This window comes from uncultured Fretibacterium sp. (assembly GCF_938030725.1).
Lineage (GTDB): Bacteria > Synergistota > Synergistia > Synergistales > Aminobacteriaceae > Fretibacterium.
Window position 1 is genome coordinate 1 of the sequence record NZ_CALHIQ010000131.1, and the last position, 15791, is coordinate 15791.

A 15791-nucleotide genomic window follows, 5' to 3' on the forward strand; every position below is an offset into this window, starting at 1 on the left:
AGCGGTAGGGCCGAAGCCGACAACACAGAAGGGGCCGGAACGTTCCGGCCCCTTAAAATTGAAAATCCCCGCATGTACCGTGTCCTGAAAGTCTTGACCCGCTCCCATAACGAATGGGACTGTCCCGCCTCAGTTCAGTCAGCGTAAGCCGTCATCCCCGACGGGAACGTTCGTCCCTGATGGAATCGAGTGTTGGCTCAAGACGTTATCACGATCACGCATACCGCAGGGGTATTGCGCTCCATCACGCTGTTTATTATATCAGAAAACCCACGAAAATCTCCCCGGAGGTTGTTTTTTTGAGGGGACATCGTGAAGCGCCGGTTCAGCTACGGGCTTGCGCGCCCGATTCCTGCCTTCTGCGGAATGGGGCCGCCTGCCCGCACGCTATAATAACGGTCGGCCCCGCGTCCTGACCCAAACGGCGGCGGGGCTTTTTGGACGAAACGAATGAACGCGAATCGAGGAGGCTGTGACGATGACCTTAAAGCTCTTCAGACGTGCCAGGCTCTACACGCCTACGTTAGGAGCCGCGCCGGCGGCTGGAGCGGAGCAGGGACGGATCCGTTCCGTTGAGGACGGCGCCTTCCTGGTGGAGGACGGACGCTTTGCGGCGGTGGGGAGCGCTTCGGAGGTGGAGGGAAGCCTCGCGGGGCGGACGCCGGACCAGGAGTTCGACCTGGGAGGGGCGGCGGTGGTGCCGGGGCTGGTGGACCCGCACACCCACGCCTGTTTTGCCGCGCGGCGGGAGGCCGAGTTCTCCATGCGCCTGGCGGGGAGGCCCTACCTGGACATCCTGAAGGCGGGCGGCGGAATCCTTTCCTCCGTGCGCGCCGTGCGCGGGGCCTCGGAGGAGGAGCTCTTTTCCTTCTCACGCGACCTGCTTCAGCGGACGCTCCAATACGGGACCACGACGATCGAGATCAAGAGCGGGTACGGCCTGGACCTGGACTTGGAGCTGCGCATGCTGCGCGTCATCGGGCGCCTGGGGCGCGAAACGGTGCAGACGGTGGTGCCGACGTTCATGGGGGCCCACGCCGTGCCGGAGCCCTTCAAGTCGGCCCCGGACGGCTACGTGAGGCTTCTGACGGAGGAGATGCTGCCGGCCGTGGCGGAGCAGGGGATCGCCCGCTTCTGCGACGTGTTCTGCGAGGAGGGGGTCTTCTCCATCGAGCAGAGCCGCAGGATCCTGCTGAGGGCGCGGGAGCTGGGTCTCGGACTCAAGATCCACGCAGACGAGGTGAACGACCTGGGCGGGGCGTCCCTGGCCGGCGAGCTCCGGACCGCCTCCGCGGAGCACCTGCTGGCGGCCTCCGACGAGGGCATCCGGGCCATGGCGCGCGGAGGCGTCGTGGCGGACCTGCTGCCCGCCACGGCCTACAGCCTGCGGAAACCCTTTGCCCGCGCGCGGAAGATGATCGAGGAGGGGGTCCCCGTGGCCCTGGCGACGGACCTGAACCCCGGCTCCTGCTACTGTGAATCCATGGCCTTCGTCATCAGCCTGGCCGTCATGGAGATGGGGCTGACTCCGGAGGAGGCGCTGACGGGCGCGACCCTCAATGCCGCCTGGTCCCTGGGGATGCAGCAGGAGGTGGGCTGCATCGAGCGCGGCAGGATGGCGGACTTCCTGGTGCTGGACGGGGAGACGCCCGCGACGTTCGCCTACCTGTCCGGAGCCCGCCCCATCCGCTCCGTCTGGAAGCTTGGAGAGCGCGCAGCGTGATCCCCTCCGATTGGCACAGGTGGTCTGTCAAGACCATGCGCTTTCATTTTCATCAACTTCATCAACGCCCCAGGCTCAACCTGTCGAACCTTACGGGGCTGCGTGCCCTGTCGCGGGCGCTCTGCTTCGCTGCAGTCCTTTTGCTGACGATCCCCTGCGGGGCGGAGGCCGTGACGCGCGGCGCCTTTCTGGCAGCGCTGCTGGACGCCCGGGGGCTCTCCTCGAACGTCCCCGCAGGGAAGGACGCCGTCGCCTTCGTTCAGGGGACGGGGATCGTGACGGATGGAATAGGGGGACCGAACGCTCATGTGACGCGCCGTGAAGCTCTGCGCTGGAGCATCCAGTCCCTGGGGCTGGCCTTTGAGGCGGGAGCGCTGTCCGACGTGTCGGCGGGGTTCTCGGACGAGAAGGCGCTCACGCCCTTTGAGCGGGGTTGCCTCGCCGTGGCGGTGAACATGACGCCCGCCCTCCTGTCGAGGGATCGGAGCTTCCGCGGTGCCCAGCGCCTGACGGAGAAGGAGATGCGCTTCCTTCTGGACCGGGTGAGCCAGGCCAGTGAGGGGTTGAGCCTGGAGGTGACGCTCACGCCCGTGGAGGGCCTGACGCTCCTGCTGCACCGAGATGGGGTTCCTACGGGCGTGCCGCGTTGGCGCGTCTATGCCGACGGGTTCCAGGACAAGGCAGCGGCGGAGTCGGCTCAGGCGTTCTTCAAGTCGAAGGGCTTTGAGATGTCGATGCTCCAGCCGCAGTACGAGTGGTTCCTGCGCTCCCCCGTGCTGGAGGATTATCGGGTCGCGCGGCGCCTGGTGTCCCTGATCCGACAGCGGAAGCTTGCCGTGCGCCTCCTTCCCTCCGTTTCGAACTCCAACACGGAGCTCCTGCCGCGCTACTGGGCCATGCTGACTATCGACCCCGGCTTCTGGCGCATGATCCCTGCAGCCTCGTCCGAGGGGCCCGCTGCGCTGACGCCCCTCAGCCGGATCGTGAAGGACAACACCTTGAGCGCCGCCATCAACGCGGGGTTCTTCGCCGTGACGGGGCGCAGGCAGGGGTACCCCATCGGCCTCTTGAGGTGGGAGGGCGCGGAGGTGCACAAGCTCTACAACGGACGCGGCTGCCTGGGCTGGAACGACGACAACGAGGCCGCCTTCGGCCTGCCCTCCCTGGTGAGCGGGGAGCTGGTGGGCACGGGAGGGGAGAGCTGGAGCGACATGCCCTTCGCCATCCAGGCCGGACCCCTTCTCCTGAGCGACGGCGTCGTGCAGGGAAACGACGAGGGATTCTCCAACTCGCTGCTCTCCGGGCGCCATCCGCGCTCCGTGGTGGGGCTGACGGCGGACGGGGAGTGGTTCTTTCTGGCGGTGGACGGCCGCAACGGGCTGCACGCTGCGGGCGCCACGATGAGCGAGCTGACGGACATCCTGCGCTCCTACGAGGTCCCCTACGCCCTGAACCTGGACGGCGGCGGGTCCACGGAGCTCATCGTGAGGGGCCGGCTCTTCACCTCCCCGTCGGAGGGGAAGGAGCGCCCCATCAGCTACGCCCTTGGGGTGGTGCCCGCCCTCCGGTGAATTGGCCTCGCGACGCGGAACGTAGGACGAAATCGTGGCAAAAACAAACGTCGAACGAGGCGTTATGTGCTAGAATAACAAGAATCGAACGGGACGGTGCTGCGGTTGCAAGCCCCGTTACTTTGAAGGAAAGCGGAGTGTTCTAATGAAGAAGTTGCTGTTGTGTGCGCTGCTGATGGGCCTGCTGGCTGGTGCCGTTTCCCCGGCGCTGGCCTGGGAGAAGCAGAAGGACCTTGGTCAGGACCACGTGAAGATGAAGTGGTATCTCCTGGACTACGGCGTGAAGGATAACGTTCCCTTCGCCATCGCCCGGAAGTACTACACGAACACCTCGATCAAGAGCCAGACGGTGGACCTCCTGATGTCCAAGTACAACATCTCCCCCGAGGTGGCCGGCAGCCTGTATTTCACGGAGTACGGCTACGAGTACACGCCGGACGGCAAGCAGTTTGCGGTGACCTACCTGCGCCACTACGATATGTTGGGCAACGAGATCTACGCCACCGTCTACGATGGATCGAGCGATGCCCTGAAGAAGGTCTTTGCCAACGTGGACCCGAAGTCCACGCCGGGCAAGGGCGCTGCCTACGCCTTGGGCAAGAAGCCCGCGGAGGACAAGCCGGCCGCAGCCAAAAAGGCTCCGGCCAAGCGCACCGCCAAGAAGGTCAAGGTGAAGAAGTAAACGACGCCGAGGCTTCGCTTCAGTCGAAGTCCAGCTTTGTTCAAAAGGGCCGCGGGGGACCGCGGCCCTTTTTGCGTTCTGTTGTTCAGAGGGCGTTCGCCGTAAGGTCCCGTTCCCAGCCGTTCTTCCTGACGTAAAGGATCAATAGGATGGAGCAGAGCAGCCAGCCCGCGGGGTAGCTGAGGGCGATGGGGACGATCGAGTCCGTCAGGCGCGAGGCGATGAGGAGGTAGACCTGACGAAACAGGACGAAGGACCCCAGCATGAAGTACATGGGGATTCGGGCGTTTCCGACGCCGCGCAGCGCTCCGCCGTAGATGGTGAAGGCGACGTTCAGGAAATCGAAGACGCTGTTGAGGCGCAGGAAGAGCACCCCGTAATGGAGGACCTGATCGTCCCGGTTGAACAGGGCGACCATCCAAGGGGCCGAGGCGTAGATGACGGCGACGATGAGGGCGGTGATGCCTGAAGAGATGCCCAGGCTGGCGCGCACTCCGGAGCGGATGCGGTCCGGCCGCAGCGCGCCCGCGTTCTGTCCCGTGAAGGTCGTGACGGCCATGCCCATGCTCTGAATCGGCAGGAAGACGAAGGCGTCGATCCGGATGTAGATGCCCCATCCTGAGGCGCTGGCGGCGCCATAGGCGTTGATGTAGCCCTGGACGAAGACGTTGGAGAAGGAGGTGAGGGCCAGTTGCACGCCCGACGGCAGCCCCAGGTCGAGGATCCTGCGCAGGATGTGCCGGTCCACGCGCATCTCGCCCCAGGTGATGCTGTGGCATTCCCTGCTGCGGAACAGAAGAGCGAAGACGACGAGGCCTGAGAGGAGCTGCGACAGGATCGTGGCCCAGGCGACGCCTGCGACGCCCGCCTTGAAGGAGATGACGAACAGGAGGTCCAGCGCGATGTTCAGGACGGAGGAGAGGATCAGGAGGAACAGGGGGCGCAGGGAATCCCCCACCGCGCGCAGGATGGCGGAGCCCATGTTGTAGAGCATCAGCCCGATCAGGCCCAGCATGTAAATTTGAAGGTACGTCGTGGCCTCCGGCATGATGGAGGCCGGGGTGTTCATGAAGCGCAGGAGTGCGGGCGTCGCCGCATACCCTGCGGCGGACAGGGCCAGCGACAGGACGACCGTGGAAACGACGGAGGTGTGGACGGCCCGGCGGAGGCTGGCCACGTCCCCGGCCCCGAAGTACTGTGCGATGACGACGCTGGCCCCCATCGTCATCCCAATGAAGAGGCTGATGAAGGTAAAGACAATGGGAACGGTGGACGTGACGGCGCCTAGCGCGTCCGCGCCGACGAAGTTGCCGACGACGACGCTGTCCACCGTGTTGTAGAGCTGCTGAAAGATGTTCCCCACGAAGAGCGGCACGGCAAAGTCCACAAGCTGCCTCCAGATCACGCCCTCCGTCATGTCCGTGACGGTCCTGCTCGGCATCTTCTTCCCTCAAAGAGTGGATTGGGGACGCCTGACCGCCCCCGCGGTTCCATTATAGCCCGCGAACGGGAAAGGGCAAGGGACGCCCACGGACGACGAACCGCCGTCCGGCCACCGAACAGCGGTTTTTTGCGCAGGCCCTTCAGGGAAGGAAATGGCGTGGGATCAGTTCACTTCCGCTGGAGCGTCGAGCCATGCGGTGATCCTTCGGGCGTCTCCGCGACGGACCCTCAGCCCTTCGTGGACGTGTCCGTGGCAGGCAGCGGCGATATCTCGCACGCCCTTTTCCGGCCCCGTCATGCTGCTGGTGCAGAAGGGGTAGACCTCCTTCCCGCTGAGGTCACAGGCCTCCAGGAAGGAGATCACGGCCATGGGACACGTCCCGAACCAGACGGGCCACCCCAACAGGATTCGGTCGTAGGGAGCGGGGTCGGGGGGCGTGACGGCGAGGTGCGGCCGTTCGCCGGACTTGAACTCGCGCCGTGCCTCGAAGAGGGTCTTGAAGTAGCTCGGTGGATACGTCTTGTCCACCTTGATCTCAAAGAGGTTCGCGCCCTCCAGCAGGGATGCGATCTCCTCCGCGGCCCCCTTCGTCCTTCCGCTCTTGGAAAAGTAGACGATCAACGTTTTCATGAATCAGACCTCCCATAGAGTATTGATAGAAATTGCTCTGCGATGGATTGGCGCGTCCTGTCGCACCGACCACAGCATACGCCTGCCCGTCGAATTGCCCTTCCGCCGTTTCACTCGTTTTGGAGCGCGGGCTGCGCACGGGCCGTTCCGGGCTTTGACTTTAGTCCATTACGTTGTAAAATAAAAGCAAGGCAAAGGTCAGGGGGACGCTCATGACGAGAGGCCCTGCGGTCCGGCGTTCCCCGTTCACGAACAGGAATTTCCAGTCACGACAAGACGAGGTGAGGCGTAATGGTTCAGGTTGAAAACAGCGTCACGGTCTCAGGCCTCCTGCACTTTATCAGCAGGAAGAAGGATCAGAAGTACATTCCCTTTTCCATCCGTCATGAGAACCCATGGCCGGATGGGACGACCCGCAAGGACTTTTTAACGGTGCGCGCCTTTCCCGCCGAGCTTCAGGAGAAGCTGAAGGCCTTGGCGGAGGGGACTCCCGTCTGGGTGGAGGGGGTCCTCCGCTCCTCGCGGGGGAGCGGAGAGCTCTACCTTGCCGCACTGAAGCTGGACGTTATAGAGGCACAGAGCTGACGGAGGCCGCCCCGGCGTCGGGGCAGGCCTCCATGTTCTCAGGGCGGTACGCCTGCAAGCACTATTTAAGATTACGAAGCGACAATTTAAGGAGGTTTTTCCCTTGAGTTGGGAGAATAAGGTGAGGCTCGCGGGGCAGGTACACTTCATCAAGGCGCAGGCGGAGGGCGAAACGGGCACGGGAAAGTACGTGCGCTTTGCCGTGAAGCAGGACAACCACGAGTTGGACGGCTCGCCGCGGAAGGACTTTCTGGTGGTGCGCGTCTACGATCAGGCGCTGAGGGACGTCCTGTCGGGCAAGAAGGACGGGGACCCCGTGGCGGTGGAGGGCACGCTTCGCTCCTCGCGGGGGAGCGGCGTCAACTACGTCCGGTGCAGCGCGATTGAGTGAGAGAGGCGGGCGGAACGCCGCCGAAGGGCGTTCCGCCCGGCCTTGACCGCACCCTGTGCTACAGCAGCTTCTTGAGGGCCTCGACGGCGGCCTCGTAGTCGGGTTCGTCCGTCACCTCCGGCACCACCTGCACGTAGCGCACCACGTCGTCCTTGTCCACGATGAACACGGAGCGCGTCAGCAGGCGCAGCTCCTTGATCAGCACGCCGTAGGCCGTCCCGAAGGACGCCGTGCGGTGGTCCGAGAGGGCGATGGCGTTCTCGATCCCCTCGACGGCGCAGAAGCGCTTGATGGCGAAGGGCAGGTCCATGGTGAGATTCAGGACGACGACGTCGCCCGGCTCCTGGGCCGCGTCCTCGTTGAACCAGCGGAGCTGAAGGCTGCAGACCGGCGTGTCCAGGGACGGCGCGACGGAGAGGACCTTCACCTTCCCCGCGTAGTCCTTCAGGCTTTTTTCGGCAAGGCCGCTGTCCAGGACCACGAAGTCCGGCGCCTTATCGCCGACCTTGGGCGTCGAGCCCAGGAGCGTCAGGGGCTTGCCCTTCATGGTGATGATGCCCGTTCTTTCCTGCATTGCAATGACCTCCCCTTAATTCGGAATTTGTTTATTCCCCACAGCACCCGCCGCTGCATCCGCTGCACCCGCCACTGCAGATGCCGGTCTGCCATGCGTTGACCACGGGCACGAAGACGTCCAGGATCGCGGGGATCTGGTCCGCTCCCGCCTCCGTGCCCGACAGTTCGAGTTCTGCCATCACCGCCTCCGGGGTTTCCGCCCCGTCCAGGATGAGTTGAACGACGTCCTTCAGCAGGACGTTCTTCTCCGGGCAGACGGGGGTGTCCGCCGGTGCCTTGATCCACTCCATGATAAAACCCTCCTCACGGTCTTTGTCGGCTGCGGCCTCGCGACCTCCTGCCTGCAAAGCATTGTACTGCAAACGGGGCCTCGTGCAAAGGGTGCGGGCTCAGGGCTTTTACCTAATTTTGATCGTTCAAGTTATGATTAGGGGCGCTGGTTGGCCTGTTGGAGGGCGGGCCAAACGCAACGGGTGAGTTGAGGGCTTTGGCATAAACGGCCGCTGCCTGTATAATTGTGAGGAGGACCCGGCGCAGGGACAGGGCGTTGGGCAGGGACCTTTGGGGCTGGGAGGCGAGGAGGATGACGTTTGTCTGGCTGGGGGCGGGGATCGTCTTTTTCGGCTTGGGGCTGTGGCAGTGGGCCCGTGGAGGCTCCGGCCTGTGGCAGATTCTGAACCTTCGGCGGAGGGAGAAGACCCTGACCGCGGAGGAGAGGCGCGAGGCCGAGGGCGCGGTGCGCCGGCTGGAGCGCGCAACGGACCGTGCCCTGCTGTTGAGCTTCAGGATTTTGGGCTACCTGGCGATCGTGCTGTGGCTGGTGTTGGGAGCCAGCCTGCTCATGGACTTCCTGGGGGTGGACTGGACCAGCCGCTTTCGGGCGCGGCAGTATTGGAGCGCCGACACGGAAACGGTTCCCGACCGCAACACAGTCCTGCGCTCCATAGGGTCGAAACTGAGGAAGTAGCGGCGTCTAAGGTCAAGGCCGGTCGGGCACGGGTGCCCGACCGGCCTCTTTCATGATGGCTTTCCGTCGTGCGGGTCCCGCCGGGCGATCTTCGTCAGGAAGAGCCAGCCCTGCCACAGGCCAAAGAGGAGCGCCGCCGGGACGGCGGCGACGGAGAGCCAGCCGGGGTACCCCTCCGCGTCCAACCACCGCGACAGCCAAACGCCTAAAAAGGCGTACCCGGCCACCACCAGGCCTGTCGAGAGGACGCGGCCGAAGAGCGCCACGTCCCGAAGTCCTTTCCCCTTCATCGTCATCGTGCCGCCTCCTCCGGATAGAGCATCCTAAGACACGTTTCCAGCGCCTCCAGCAGTTGAGCGTCGTCCACGCCCTGCAGGCCGTCCAGGACGATGCGCCCCGCGCCGCTGCGTCTCCCGACGCGGATCTTGATGCCCCGACGCCGAAAGTCGCGGAGCGGCCGGGGCAGCCGCAGGGCCTGGAAGCGACCGCGGGGGGGCGTCGGCGTTTCTGGCGCCGGCGGCTCGTCCTCCTCCGGAAGGCGGACCGCCTCCTCCAACTGGCGCACGGTCATGGCCCCGTCGGCAGCGCGCAGGCCCAGGGCCACGCACCTCGCGTCGGACTCCGCGCCCAAAAGCGCCCGGGCGTGCCCCTCGGTGATGCGTCCTGCCGCCAGGAGCCCCCGCACCTCGTCCGGCAGCTTGAGGAGCCGCAGGCGGTTCGCCACAAGGGCTCGGCTCCACCCCAGGCGGTCGGCGCATTCCTCCTGGGTCAGGCTGCTGCGCTCGATCATGGCCGCGAGAGCGGAGGCAACCTCGATGGGCGAGAGGTCCTTCCGCTGGACGTTCTCGATGAGCGAGAGCTCGCGCGCTTCGGTTTCGGAGGTGGTCAGGATTCGGGCGGGGACCTCCTGCAGGCCCGCTATGCCCGCCGCACGCCAGCGTCGCTCCCCGGCGACGATGCGGAGGCCTCCGTCCTCCTCCCTCCGCAGGAGGAGGGGCTGGAGGATGCCGTGAAGCTCGATGGACGCGGCCAGGTGCTTCAACCCCTCCTCGTCCATCTCCTTCCTGGGCTGTTCCGGGTCCGGCCGGAGGTCCTCCAGGCGCACCCGGTAGATCTTCTCCAGGGCGGCGTCCCCCGCCCCGCTCCCCAGGAGGGCGGAGAATCCCTTGCCTAGGGCTTTTCGCTCAGCCATCGCTGGATGACCTCCTTCGACAGGGCCTCGTAGGCGCGGGCCCCCGTGCTGTTGACGTCGTAGTAGGCGATGGGGGAGCCGTAGCTCGGCGCCTCGGACAGGCGGACGTTGCGCGGGATCACCGCGTCGAACACGACGTCGCCGAACTGGCGGCGCACCTCCGCCATCACCTCGTTGCCCAGGCGGGTGCGCGAGTCGTAGAGGGTCAGGAGGATGCCCGATATCTCAAGCGACGGGTTCAGCGTTTCGCGGACCAGGTTCACCGTGCGGACCAGCTGGGTGACGCCCTCCAGCGCGTAGTACTCGCACTGAATGGGCACCAGAAGGCGGTCACAGGCCGCCAGGGCGTTGAGGGTGAGGATGCCCAGGGAGGGGGGGCAGTCGATCAGGACGAGGTCGTAGCCGCAGACCTTCTCCAGTTGGCGCTTGAGCTTGGACTCCCGGCTGATGGCGCTGGCCAGCTCGATCTCCGCGCCGGCCAGGTCCAGCGATGAGGGCAGCAGGCTGACGTTCTTCCAGGCCGTCGTCAGGATGGCGTCCTGAATGGGGACGTCGCCGATGAGGACGTTGTAGACGCTCCTCTCCAGGGCCGAGGCGTTGACCCCAAGCCCGCTTGTCCCGTTGGCCTGGGGGTCCATGTCCACGAACAGGACGGAGTAGTCGTGCCGGCCCAGCTCGGCCGCCAGGTTGATGCAGGTGGTCGTCTTTCCCACGCCGCCCTTTTGATTGGATACAACGATCGTTGGAGCCCGATCGGACGTTGGCACTACAGCCACCAGCCTTTCATTGAAGCCGCGCCTGTGGGGCGCGGGTACGCGCGGGGACAGGGCCAGGCCTTCTCCCACAGGACGAGGCGCCGGGAGGACTCCGGTCCGCCGTAGCCCTGGACGAGGGGCGCCCTGAGCCCCAGCCCCTGCCAGCGGCCGCGCACCTCCGCCAGCTCCGCGTCGAGCTTCGGCCCCTTGAAGGTGAGGAGGGTCCCGCCCACCTCCACGAAGGGGGACAGGAGTTCCGCCGTGACGCCCGCGCTGGCTACGGCTCTGGCCCCGGCCAGGGCGAAGGACTCGCGTCGGGTGCGGACGGCCTCCTCGCTTCGGGTGCAGAGGACCGTCACGTTGGAGAGCGCGAGGGCCTCCGCGATCTCCTGCACGGCGCGGCACTTCTTGCCGACGCTGTCCAGCAGGAGGACCCGGAGGTCCGGCCGGCAGATGGCCCAGATCAGTCCGGGAAGCCCGCCGCCGCTGCCGAGGTCGAGGACCTGTCCCGCGGGCGGCAGAAAGGGCACGGACTCGAGGCAGTCCGCGACGTGCAGGCTGTAGAGCTCCTCCGCGCCGCGCGTGCCCGTCAGGCGCGCCGTCGTGCAGGACGCCAGAAGGTCCGCGTACCGGCGCAGGACCGCCCGATGCGCCTCCTCGATCTCGGCGGGGCCGGGCCCCTGCGCGGGCGCAGCGCCTCCGAAGGAGGCCCTCTTCTTGTCCTTTTCTTCCCTCTCGCCCAAACCGTCCGCCCCCTGAAGTTCGACCTCTGCCCGTGCCACCTATTCTATCATTAGTTCCACCGTTGCCGCCCGTGGAGAGCGAAGGAGGCTGCGCGGACGCAGCCTCCCCCTTCAGTTCCCCACCGTTCCCTGCCATTTCCTACCCGGCCCGCTCCTCCTCCATCAGCCTCAGGACGTCCGGAAAGAGTTCGAGGCTGCGGCGCAGCACGCCGTGCATCTGCGCGATGGCCATGCCGTAGTTGACGATGGGCGTGCCCGCAGCCTCCGCCTCCTCGATGCGGCGCTGCATCTCCCGCTCGTTCAGCATGCAGCCGCCGCAGTGGAGGACGAGGGAAACGCCCGACAGGTCCCTGGGGAAGTCCCCGCCGGAGGCGAAGTCGAAGCGGGGCCTCGCGCCGGCGTACCGCTCGATCCACCCCGGCATCAGGACGGACCCGATGTCGCCGCACTGGCGGTGGTGCGTGCAGCCCTCGGCGATCAGCACCCGGTCCCCGCTCCTGAGGCGCGAGAGCCGACCCGCCCCACGGGCCAGGGCCGCCAGGTTCCCCTTGTACCGGGCGAAGAGGATGGAGAAGGAGGTGAGGGGCACGCAGGAGGGCACGTCCTGCGCGGCGCGGGCGAAGACCTTGGAGTCCGTGACGGCCAGGCGCGGCGGATGGGCCATCACGGCCAGCGCCTCCGCGATCTCCGTCTCCTGACAGGCCGCGACGATGGCGTGGGCGTCCAGGACCTCCCGGATCGTCTGCTGCTGCGGCAGGATCAGGCGTCCCTTCGGGGCGGAACCGTCCTGGGGCATGATGAGGAGCACCGTGTCGCCGGGGGAGAGGAGGTCCGCGATGAGGCGCTTTTTGTGCTCCGCGCCTCGTGCGAGGGCGGCGATCCGCTCCTTCAGCTCCTCGACGTTCTCGCCGGTGACGGCGCTGACGCAGAGCTCGTCCCGGCCCGGCGCAGGGCGCTCCTCCGGCCTCAGCAGGTCCGCCTTGGTGCGGGCGACGAGGAAGGGGATGCCCCTTTCCCTCAGGAGGGCCAGGAGCCTGTGGTCGTGCTCCGTGAGCGGGCGCCGGGCGTCGGCCGCCAGGACCGCGGCGTCCGTCTCCGCCAGGATGCGGAGCGTCCTCTCCACGCGCAGGGCCCCCAGCGCCCCCTCGTCGTCCAGCCCCGGCGTGTCGATGATGAGCACGGGGCCAAGGGGCAGGAGCTCCATCGCCTTCCTCACCGGGTCGGTGGTGGTGCCCCCCACGTCCGAAACGATGGAGAGGTCCTGCCCGGTCACGGCGTTGACGAGGCTGGACTTGCCCGCGTTCCGAACGCCGAAGAAGGCCACGTGGACCCGCTCGCCCGACGGGGTGTCGTTCAGCCCCATGGCGTCCCCTAGAAGCGGAAGTCCCGCCGGTTGGAGTTCCGGATGGCCTCGATGTTCTCGCGTGCCGTCGCTCGCACCCTTTCGCGGGGGATGCGGCCCAGCTCGCGCTCCACCATCTCGTAGCCGATGCGCTTCGTCTCCGGGGTGGCGTAGTCCTCCAGGTACTCCGTCAGGGTCATCAGGGCGTTGGGGTGGCAGCAGTTCAGGATCTGGCCGCTCTTGCACAGGCTCATGAACCGGTCCCCCGTGCGGCCCGCGCGGTAGCAAGCCGTGCAGAAGGAGGGGATGTGCCCGCTGTCCATCAGCCAGCGGACGACCTCGTCCAGCGTGCGCTGATCGGAGACGTCGAACTGCTCCGTGTCGTGGGGGCGCTCCTCCTCCGTGTAGCCGCCGACGGAGGTGCGGGACGCGCCGCTGACCTGGGAGATGCCCACCTGCAGCAGCCGTGCCCGCACCGCCTCGGACTCGCGGGTGGAAACGATCATGCCCGTGTAGGGCACGGCTAGGCGGATGCAGGCGGCGATCTTCGTGAAGGTGTCGTCGGAGATGGAGTTGTCGAAGACGTCGGGGTCGATGCCGTCGGCCCGCTTGACGCGCGGCACACTGATGGTGTGGGGCCCCACGCCGTGGACCGCCTCCAGGTGCTCCGCGTGCATCAAAAGCCCGGCGAACTCGTAGCGGTATCTGTCGAGCCCGAACAGGACGCCCAGCCCCACGTCGTCGATGCCGCCGTCCATTGCCCGGTCCATCGCCTCGGTGTGGTAGTCGTAGTCGTGCTTGGGGCCCGTGGGGTGCAGCTCGAGGTACCCCTTCTTGTGGTAGGTCTCCTGGAAGAGGATGTAGGTGCCGATGCCCGCGTCCTTCAGCTTGCTGAAGTTCTCCACCGTGGTGGCGGCGATGTTGACGTTGACGCGCCGGATGTCGCCGTTTTTGTGGTGGACGCTGTAGATGGTTCGGATGCAGTCCAGGATGTACTCGATAGGGTTGTTGACCGGGTCCTCGCCCGATTCGATGGCCAGCCGTTTGTGCCCCATGTCCTGCAGCGCGACGACCTCGCGCCGGACCTCCTCCTGCGTCAGCTTCTTGCGCGGGATGGTCTTGTTCGCCGTGTGGTAGGGGCAGTAGAGGCAGCCGTTGATGCAGTAGTTGGAGAGGTAGAGCGGCGCGAAGATCACGATGCGGTTCCCGTAGAACGCCAGCTTGATCTCCTCCGCGACCTCGTACATCCTCGCCACCTTGTCCGGCAGCTCACAGGCCAGGAGCACGGAGGCCTCCCGGTGGGTGAGGCCGCTGCACTGACAGCCTCCCGCGGTCCGGCGCGGGCGCGCCTTCTCCAGGAGCTCGTCGATCAGGCGGACGTTCTCCTTGTTGCGGTCCGCGTAGTCCAGCGTTTCCAGGATCTCCTCGTCGTTGATGAACTCCGTTGCGCGGAGGGACTTTGGATCGTAAACAGCCATGGATCATCACTCCTTCTTTCAGGTCAGAACGTTGACACAATCTTCCCTATTAGATATTTTTAACTATTATTAAGGTTTAGACGCTTTAGGGCAGCGTCCGCCGCGTCCCCATTCCATCGCAGGTCAATTCAGGTGGGCCTGGCCTCGCGCTTGACGTCGCCGCGGTCCATGGAGAGGCGCCGGCCGATGCCGGCCATCCTGCGTTCGAGGAGTGTACGGCCCTGGGCGGACTCCTCTCCGGTGCAGAGCTTGCCGTCGTAGATCGCGTACTTCTTTCGCACGGAGGCGGGGGAGAGGTTCGGCATCACGACGTTGGCGCCGGCCCGAATCCCCATCTCCCGCCCCATGGGGTGGACGGTCCCCAGCGCCGTCGTGGCGGGCAGCAGGACGGGCGGGTGGATGAGCCGGATGATGGAGAGGAGGTAGCAGGTCAGCTCCGCGCTTCCTGCCGGGCGGCCTCGGAACTCCGTGTCCGCCTGCGGGATGAAGGGGCCGATGCCGCACATCTCCGGCTTGAACGCTTCGATGAACTTCAGGTCCTTCGCCAGCTCCGCGGCGGTCTGGAAGGGGGAGCCCACCATGAAGCCGCAGCCTGCCTGATAGCCGATCTCCTTCAGGTCCTGAAGGCAGCGCATCCGGTTTGTAAAGGACATCTCCGCCGGGTGCAGCCTTGCGTAGTGGGTCGGGTCCGCCGTCTCGTGGCGCAGGAGGTAGCGGTCCGCGCCGGCGTCGAAGAGGCGCTGAAAGCTCGCCCTCCCGCGCTCGCCCAGGGAGAGCGTCACCGCGCAGCCGGGGCAGCGCGCCTTGATCTCCCGGATGAGGGTGCAGAGCATGGCGTCGGTGAAGTGGTCGTCCTCGCCGCCCTGCAGGACGAAGGTGCGGAAGCCCAGCTCGTAGCCCTCGCGGGTGCAGTCCAGGATCTCTTGAGGCGTCAGGCGGTAGCGTCTGCAGCGCCCGTTGTGGCGCCGGAGCCCGCAGTAGAGGCAGTTGTTCCGGCAGAAGCTGCTGATCTCGATCAGGCCGCGGGCGTAGACGTCCTGCCCGTAGATGCGGTCCCGCTCCTCGGCGGCCAGCGTCCGTAGCAGGGCTGCGCCCTCCTCCGTGCGGCAGGCGATGAGGCGTTCGTACTCATCCAGGCTCAGGCTCCTGCGCTCCGCCAGGGCCCGGATCAGCGGAAGGGCGTCCCCGCTCGCGTCACTCACGGAAGACGACGTTGGAAAAGGCCGTCTTGACGCTGACGCCGTTCAGGCTGCCGACCCGCCCCGACAGGGCGGAGATGGTGTCCTGCGGCGCGTCCAGCGCGATCGAGATGATGTGGACCTTCCGCCGGCGGTAGGGCAGCCCCATGCGCCCGATGATGTGTTCCCCATACTCGTGCAGGATTCCGTTCAACTCCTCGACGGAGTCCACGTTCTCGACGACGATGCTCATGACGGCAACTCTTGTCTCCATAGACGATCCCCCCTGAAAAATTGTGACGATGATTAAGGTTGTTGGAACGGCCGCGAAATCCGCGAAATAAAGAAACCGCGCTCTCATTGACGAAGGGCGCGGCGGAACACACGGGATAAGCCCTTCTTCTCAGGCGCCTCTCGCGGGCCTTTGAACTCAGGAATAACTTTATTCTGTCATAAGATGTCTGAAAAAGCAACCGAAAAGGGCGCGCTGAGTGCTATAGTTGAGACGCGAAGCGCCGGGCTCCGGGGGATCGG

Annotated in this window: 18 protein-coding genes; 6 read left to right on the forward strand and 12 right to left on the reverse strand. The window is 65.9% G+C overall.

The genetic code is table 11. The features are described 5' to 3' along the window. Positions 1–478 precede the first annotated feature (478 nt). The 3 genes from hutI to Q0629_RS07700 all read left to right on the forward strand — a co-directional run bounded on the left by hutI (position 479) and on the right by Q0629_RS07700 (position 3976). Positions 479–1723, forward strand: a complete 1245-nt coding sequence (hutI, locus tag Q0629_RS07690; protein ID WP_298780981.1) for an imidazolonepropionase — start codon at positions 479–481, stop codon at positions 1721–1723. Next, the gene (locus tag Q0629_RS07695) at positions 1720–3294 is read left to right on the forward strand and encodes a phosphodiester glycosidase family protein (protein ID WP_298780983.1); all 1575 of its coding nucleotides are present in this window, start codon (positions 1720–1722) and stop codon (positions 3292–3294) included. The genes hutI and Q0629_RS07695 overlap by 4 nt, the downstream gene beginning before the upstream one ends. Before the next feature lie 145 nt (positions 3295–3439). Then, positions 3440–3976 (forward strand): hypothetical protein, encoded by a 537-nt coding sequence (locus tag Q0629_RS07700; RefSeq protein WP_298780985.1) that lies wholly within the window; start codon positions 3440–3442, stop codon positions 3974–3976. Between the two features lie 85 nt (positions 3977–4061). Here the strand turns inward: Q0629_RS07700 and Q0629_RS07705 are convergent, their stop codons facing one another. Together Q0629_RS07705 and Q0629_RS07710 are read right to left on the reverse strand one after the other, a co-directional pair. After that, positions 4062–5417 (reverse strand): MATE family efflux transporter, encoded by a 1356-nt coding sequence (locus Q0629_RS07705; protein ID WP_298780988.1) that lies wholly within the window; start codon positions 5415–5417, stop codon positions 4062–4064. Between the two features lie 165 nt (positions 5418–5582). Continuing rightward, the gene (locus Q0629_RS07710; RefSeq protein ID WP_298780991.1) at positions 5583–6050 is read right to left on the reverse strand and encodes a flavodoxin; all 468 of its coding nucleotides are present in this window, start codon (positions 6048–6050) and stop codon (positions 5583–5585) included. A 291-nt stretch (positions 6051–6341) separates the two neighbouring features. Between Q0629_RS07710 and Q0629_RS07715 the strand changes: the two genes are divergently transcribed. Continuing rightward, the gene (locus Q0629_RS07715; protein WP_298780994.1) at positions 6342–6635 is read left to right on the forward strand and encodes a DNA-binding protein; all 294 of its coding nucleotides are present in this window, start codon (positions 6342–6344) and stop codon (positions 6633–6635) included. Between the two features lie 103 nt (positions 6636–6738). Next, positions 6739–7026, forward strand: coding sequence for a DNA-binding protein (locus Q0629_RS07720; RefSeq protein WP_298780996.1), 288 nt, complete (start codon positions 6739–6741; stop codon positions 7024–7026). 58 nt (positions 7027–7084) lie between these two features. On the opposite strand, the gene tpx is transcribed toward Q0629_RS07720, so the two are convergent. Both tpx and Q0629_RS07730 read right to left on the reverse strand, forming a co-directional pair. After that, positions 7085–7600 (reverse strand): thiol peroxidase, encoded by a 516-nt coding sequence (gene tpx, locus Q0629_RS07725; protein ID WP_298780997.1) that lies wholly within the window; start codon positions 7598–7600, stop codon positions 7085–7087. Between the two features lie 31 nt (positions 7601–7631). Then, positions 7632–7892, reverse strand: coding sequence for a hypothetical protein (locus tag Q0629_RS07730; protein WP_298781001.1), 261 nt, complete (start codon positions 7890–7892; stop codon positions 7632–7634). Between the two features lie 293 nt (positions 7893–8185). Between Q0629_RS07730 and Q0629_RS07735 the strand changes: the two genes are divergently transcribed. Continuing rightward, the gene (locus tag Q0629_RS07735) at positions 8186–8569 is read left to right on the forward strand and encodes a hypothetical protein (protein ID WP_298781004.1); all 384 of its coding nucleotides are present in this window, start codon (positions 8186–8188) and stop codon (positions 8567–8569) included. A gap of 50 nt (positions 8570–8619) precedes the next feature. Here the strand turns inward: Q0629_RS07735 and Q0629_RS07740 are convergent, their stop codons facing one another. The 8 genes from Q0629_RS07740 to Q0629_RS07775 all read right to left on the reverse strand — a co-directional run bounded on the left by Q0629_RS07740 (position 8620) and on the right by Q0629_RS07775 (position 15531). Further along, positions 8620–8865, reverse strand: coding sequence for a hypothetical protein (locus Q0629_RS07740; RefSeq protein WP_298781007.1), 246 nt, complete (start codon positions 8863–8865; stop codon positions 8620–8622). Then, positions 8862–9761: a ParB/RepB/Spo0J family partition protein gene (locus Q0629_RS07745; RefSeq protein ID WP_298781009.1), complete on the reverse strand. Its 900-nt coding sequence runs from the start codon at positions 9759–9761 to the stop codon at positions 8862–8864. The genes Q0629_RS07740 and Q0629_RS07745 overlap by 4 nt, the downstream gene beginning before the upstream one ends. After that, positions 9740–10537 carry an AAA family ATPase gene (locus Q0629_RS07750; protein ID WP_366123235.1) on the reverse strand — a complete coding sequence of 266 codons (798 nt, stop codon included), beginning with the start codon at positions 10535–10537 and terminating at the stop codon, positions 9740–9742. The genes Q0629_RS07745 and Q0629_RS07750 overlap by 22 nt, the downstream gene beginning before the upstream one ends. After that, positions 10528–11259, reverse strand: a complete 732-nt coding sequence (rsmG, locus tag Q0629_RS07755) for a 16S rRNA (guanine(527)-N(7))-methyltransferase RsmG (RefSeq protein WP_298781012.1) — start codon at positions 11257–11259, stop codon at positions 10528–10530. The genes Q0629_RS07750 and rsmG overlap by 10 nt, the downstream gene beginning before the upstream one ends. A gap of 139 nt (positions 11260–11398) precedes the next feature. Next, positions 11399–12622 (reverse strand): [FeFe] hydrogenase H-cluster maturation GTPase HydF, encoded by a 1224-nt coding sequence (gene hydF, locus Q0629_RS07760; protein WP_298781015.1) that lies wholly within the window; start codon positions 12620–12622, stop codon positions 11399–11401. Between the two features lie 8 nt (positions 12623–12630). Continuing rightward, positions 12631–14079, reverse strand: coding sequence for a [FeFe] hydrogenase H-cluster radical SAM maturase HydG (gene hydG / locus Q0629_RS07765; RefSeq protein ID WP_298781018.1), 1449 nt, complete (start codon positions 14077–14079; stop codon positions 12631–12633). A gap of 128 nt (positions 14080–14207) precedes the next feature. Then, a complete protein-coding gene (hydE, locus tag Q0629_RS07770; RefSeq protein WP_298781020.1) occupies positions 14208–15281 on the reverse strand; it encodes a [FeFe] hydrogenase H-cluster radical SAM maturase HydE in 1074 nt (357 codons plus the stop codon). Then, positions 15274–15531, reverse strand: coding sequence for a TM1266 family iron-only hydrogenase system putative regulator (locus Q0629_RS07775; RefSeq protein ID WP_298781023.1), 258 nt, complete (start codon positions 15529–15531; stop codon positions 15274–15276). Before Q0629_RS07775 ends, hydE begins: the two co-directional genes overlap by 8 nt. Positions 15532–15791: the final 260 nt, after the last annotated feature.

What these genes read in the sequence shown, in the direction of transcription:
- Q0629_RS07700 (WP_298780985.1), top strand. Translation starts at nt 3,440, where the DNA reads ATGAAGAAGTTGCTGTTGTGTGCGCTGCTGATGGGCCTGCTGGCTGGT.
- Q0629_RS07705 (WP_298780988.1), bottom strand. Translation starts at nt 5,417, where the DNA reads ATGCCGAGCAGGACCGTCACGGACATGACGGAGGGCGTGATCTGGAGG.
- Q0629_RS07745 (WP_298781009.1), bottom strand. Translation starts at nt 9,761, where the DNA reads ATGGCTGAGCGAAAAGCCCTAGGCAAGGGATTCTCCGCCCTCCTGGGG.
- hydF (WP_298781015.1), bottom strand. Translation starts at nt 12,622, where the DNA reads ATGGGGCTGAACGACACCCCGTCGGGCGAGCGGGTCCACGTGGCCTTC.
- tpx (WP_298780997.1), bottom strand. Translation starts at nt 7,600, where the DNA reads ATGCAGGAAAGAACGGGCATCATCACCATGAAGGGCAAGCCCCTGACG.
- Q0629_RS07775 (WP_298781023.1), bottom strand. Translation starts at nt 15,531, where the DNA reads ATGGAGACAAGAGTTGCCGTCATGAGCATCGTCGTCGAGAACGTGGAC.
- Q0629_RS07735 (WP_298781004.1), top strand. Translation starts at nt 8,186, where the DNA reads ATGACGTTTGTCTGGCTGGGGGCGGGGATCGTCTTTTTCGGCTTGGGG.
- hutI (WP_298780981.1), top strand. Translation starts at nt 479, where the DNA reads ATGACCTTAAAGCTCTTCAGACGTGCCAGGCTCTACACGCCTACGTTA.
- hydG (WP_298781018.1), bottom strand. Translation starts at nt 14,079, where the DNA reads ATGGCTGTTTACGATCCAAAGTCCCTCCGCGCAACGGAGTTCATCAAC.
- Q0629_RS07715 (WP_298780994.1), top strand. Translation starts at nt 6,342, where the DNA reads ATGGTTCAGGTTGAAAACAGCGTCACGGTCTCAGGCCTCCTGCACTTT.
- Q0629_RS07710 (WP_298780991.1), bottom strand. Translation starts at nt 6,050, where the DNA reads ATGAAAACGTTGATCGTCTACTTTTCCAAGAGCGGAAGGACGAAGGGG.
- Q0629_RS07730 (WP_298781001.1), bottom strand. Translation starts at nt 7,892, where the DNA reads ATGGAGTGGATCAAGGCACCGGCGGACACCCCCGTCTGCCCGGAGAAG.
- Q0629_RS07740 (WP_298781007.1), bottom strand. Translation starts at nt 8,865, where the DNA reads ATGACGATGAAGGGGAAAGGACTTCGGGACGTGGCGCTCTTCGGCCGC.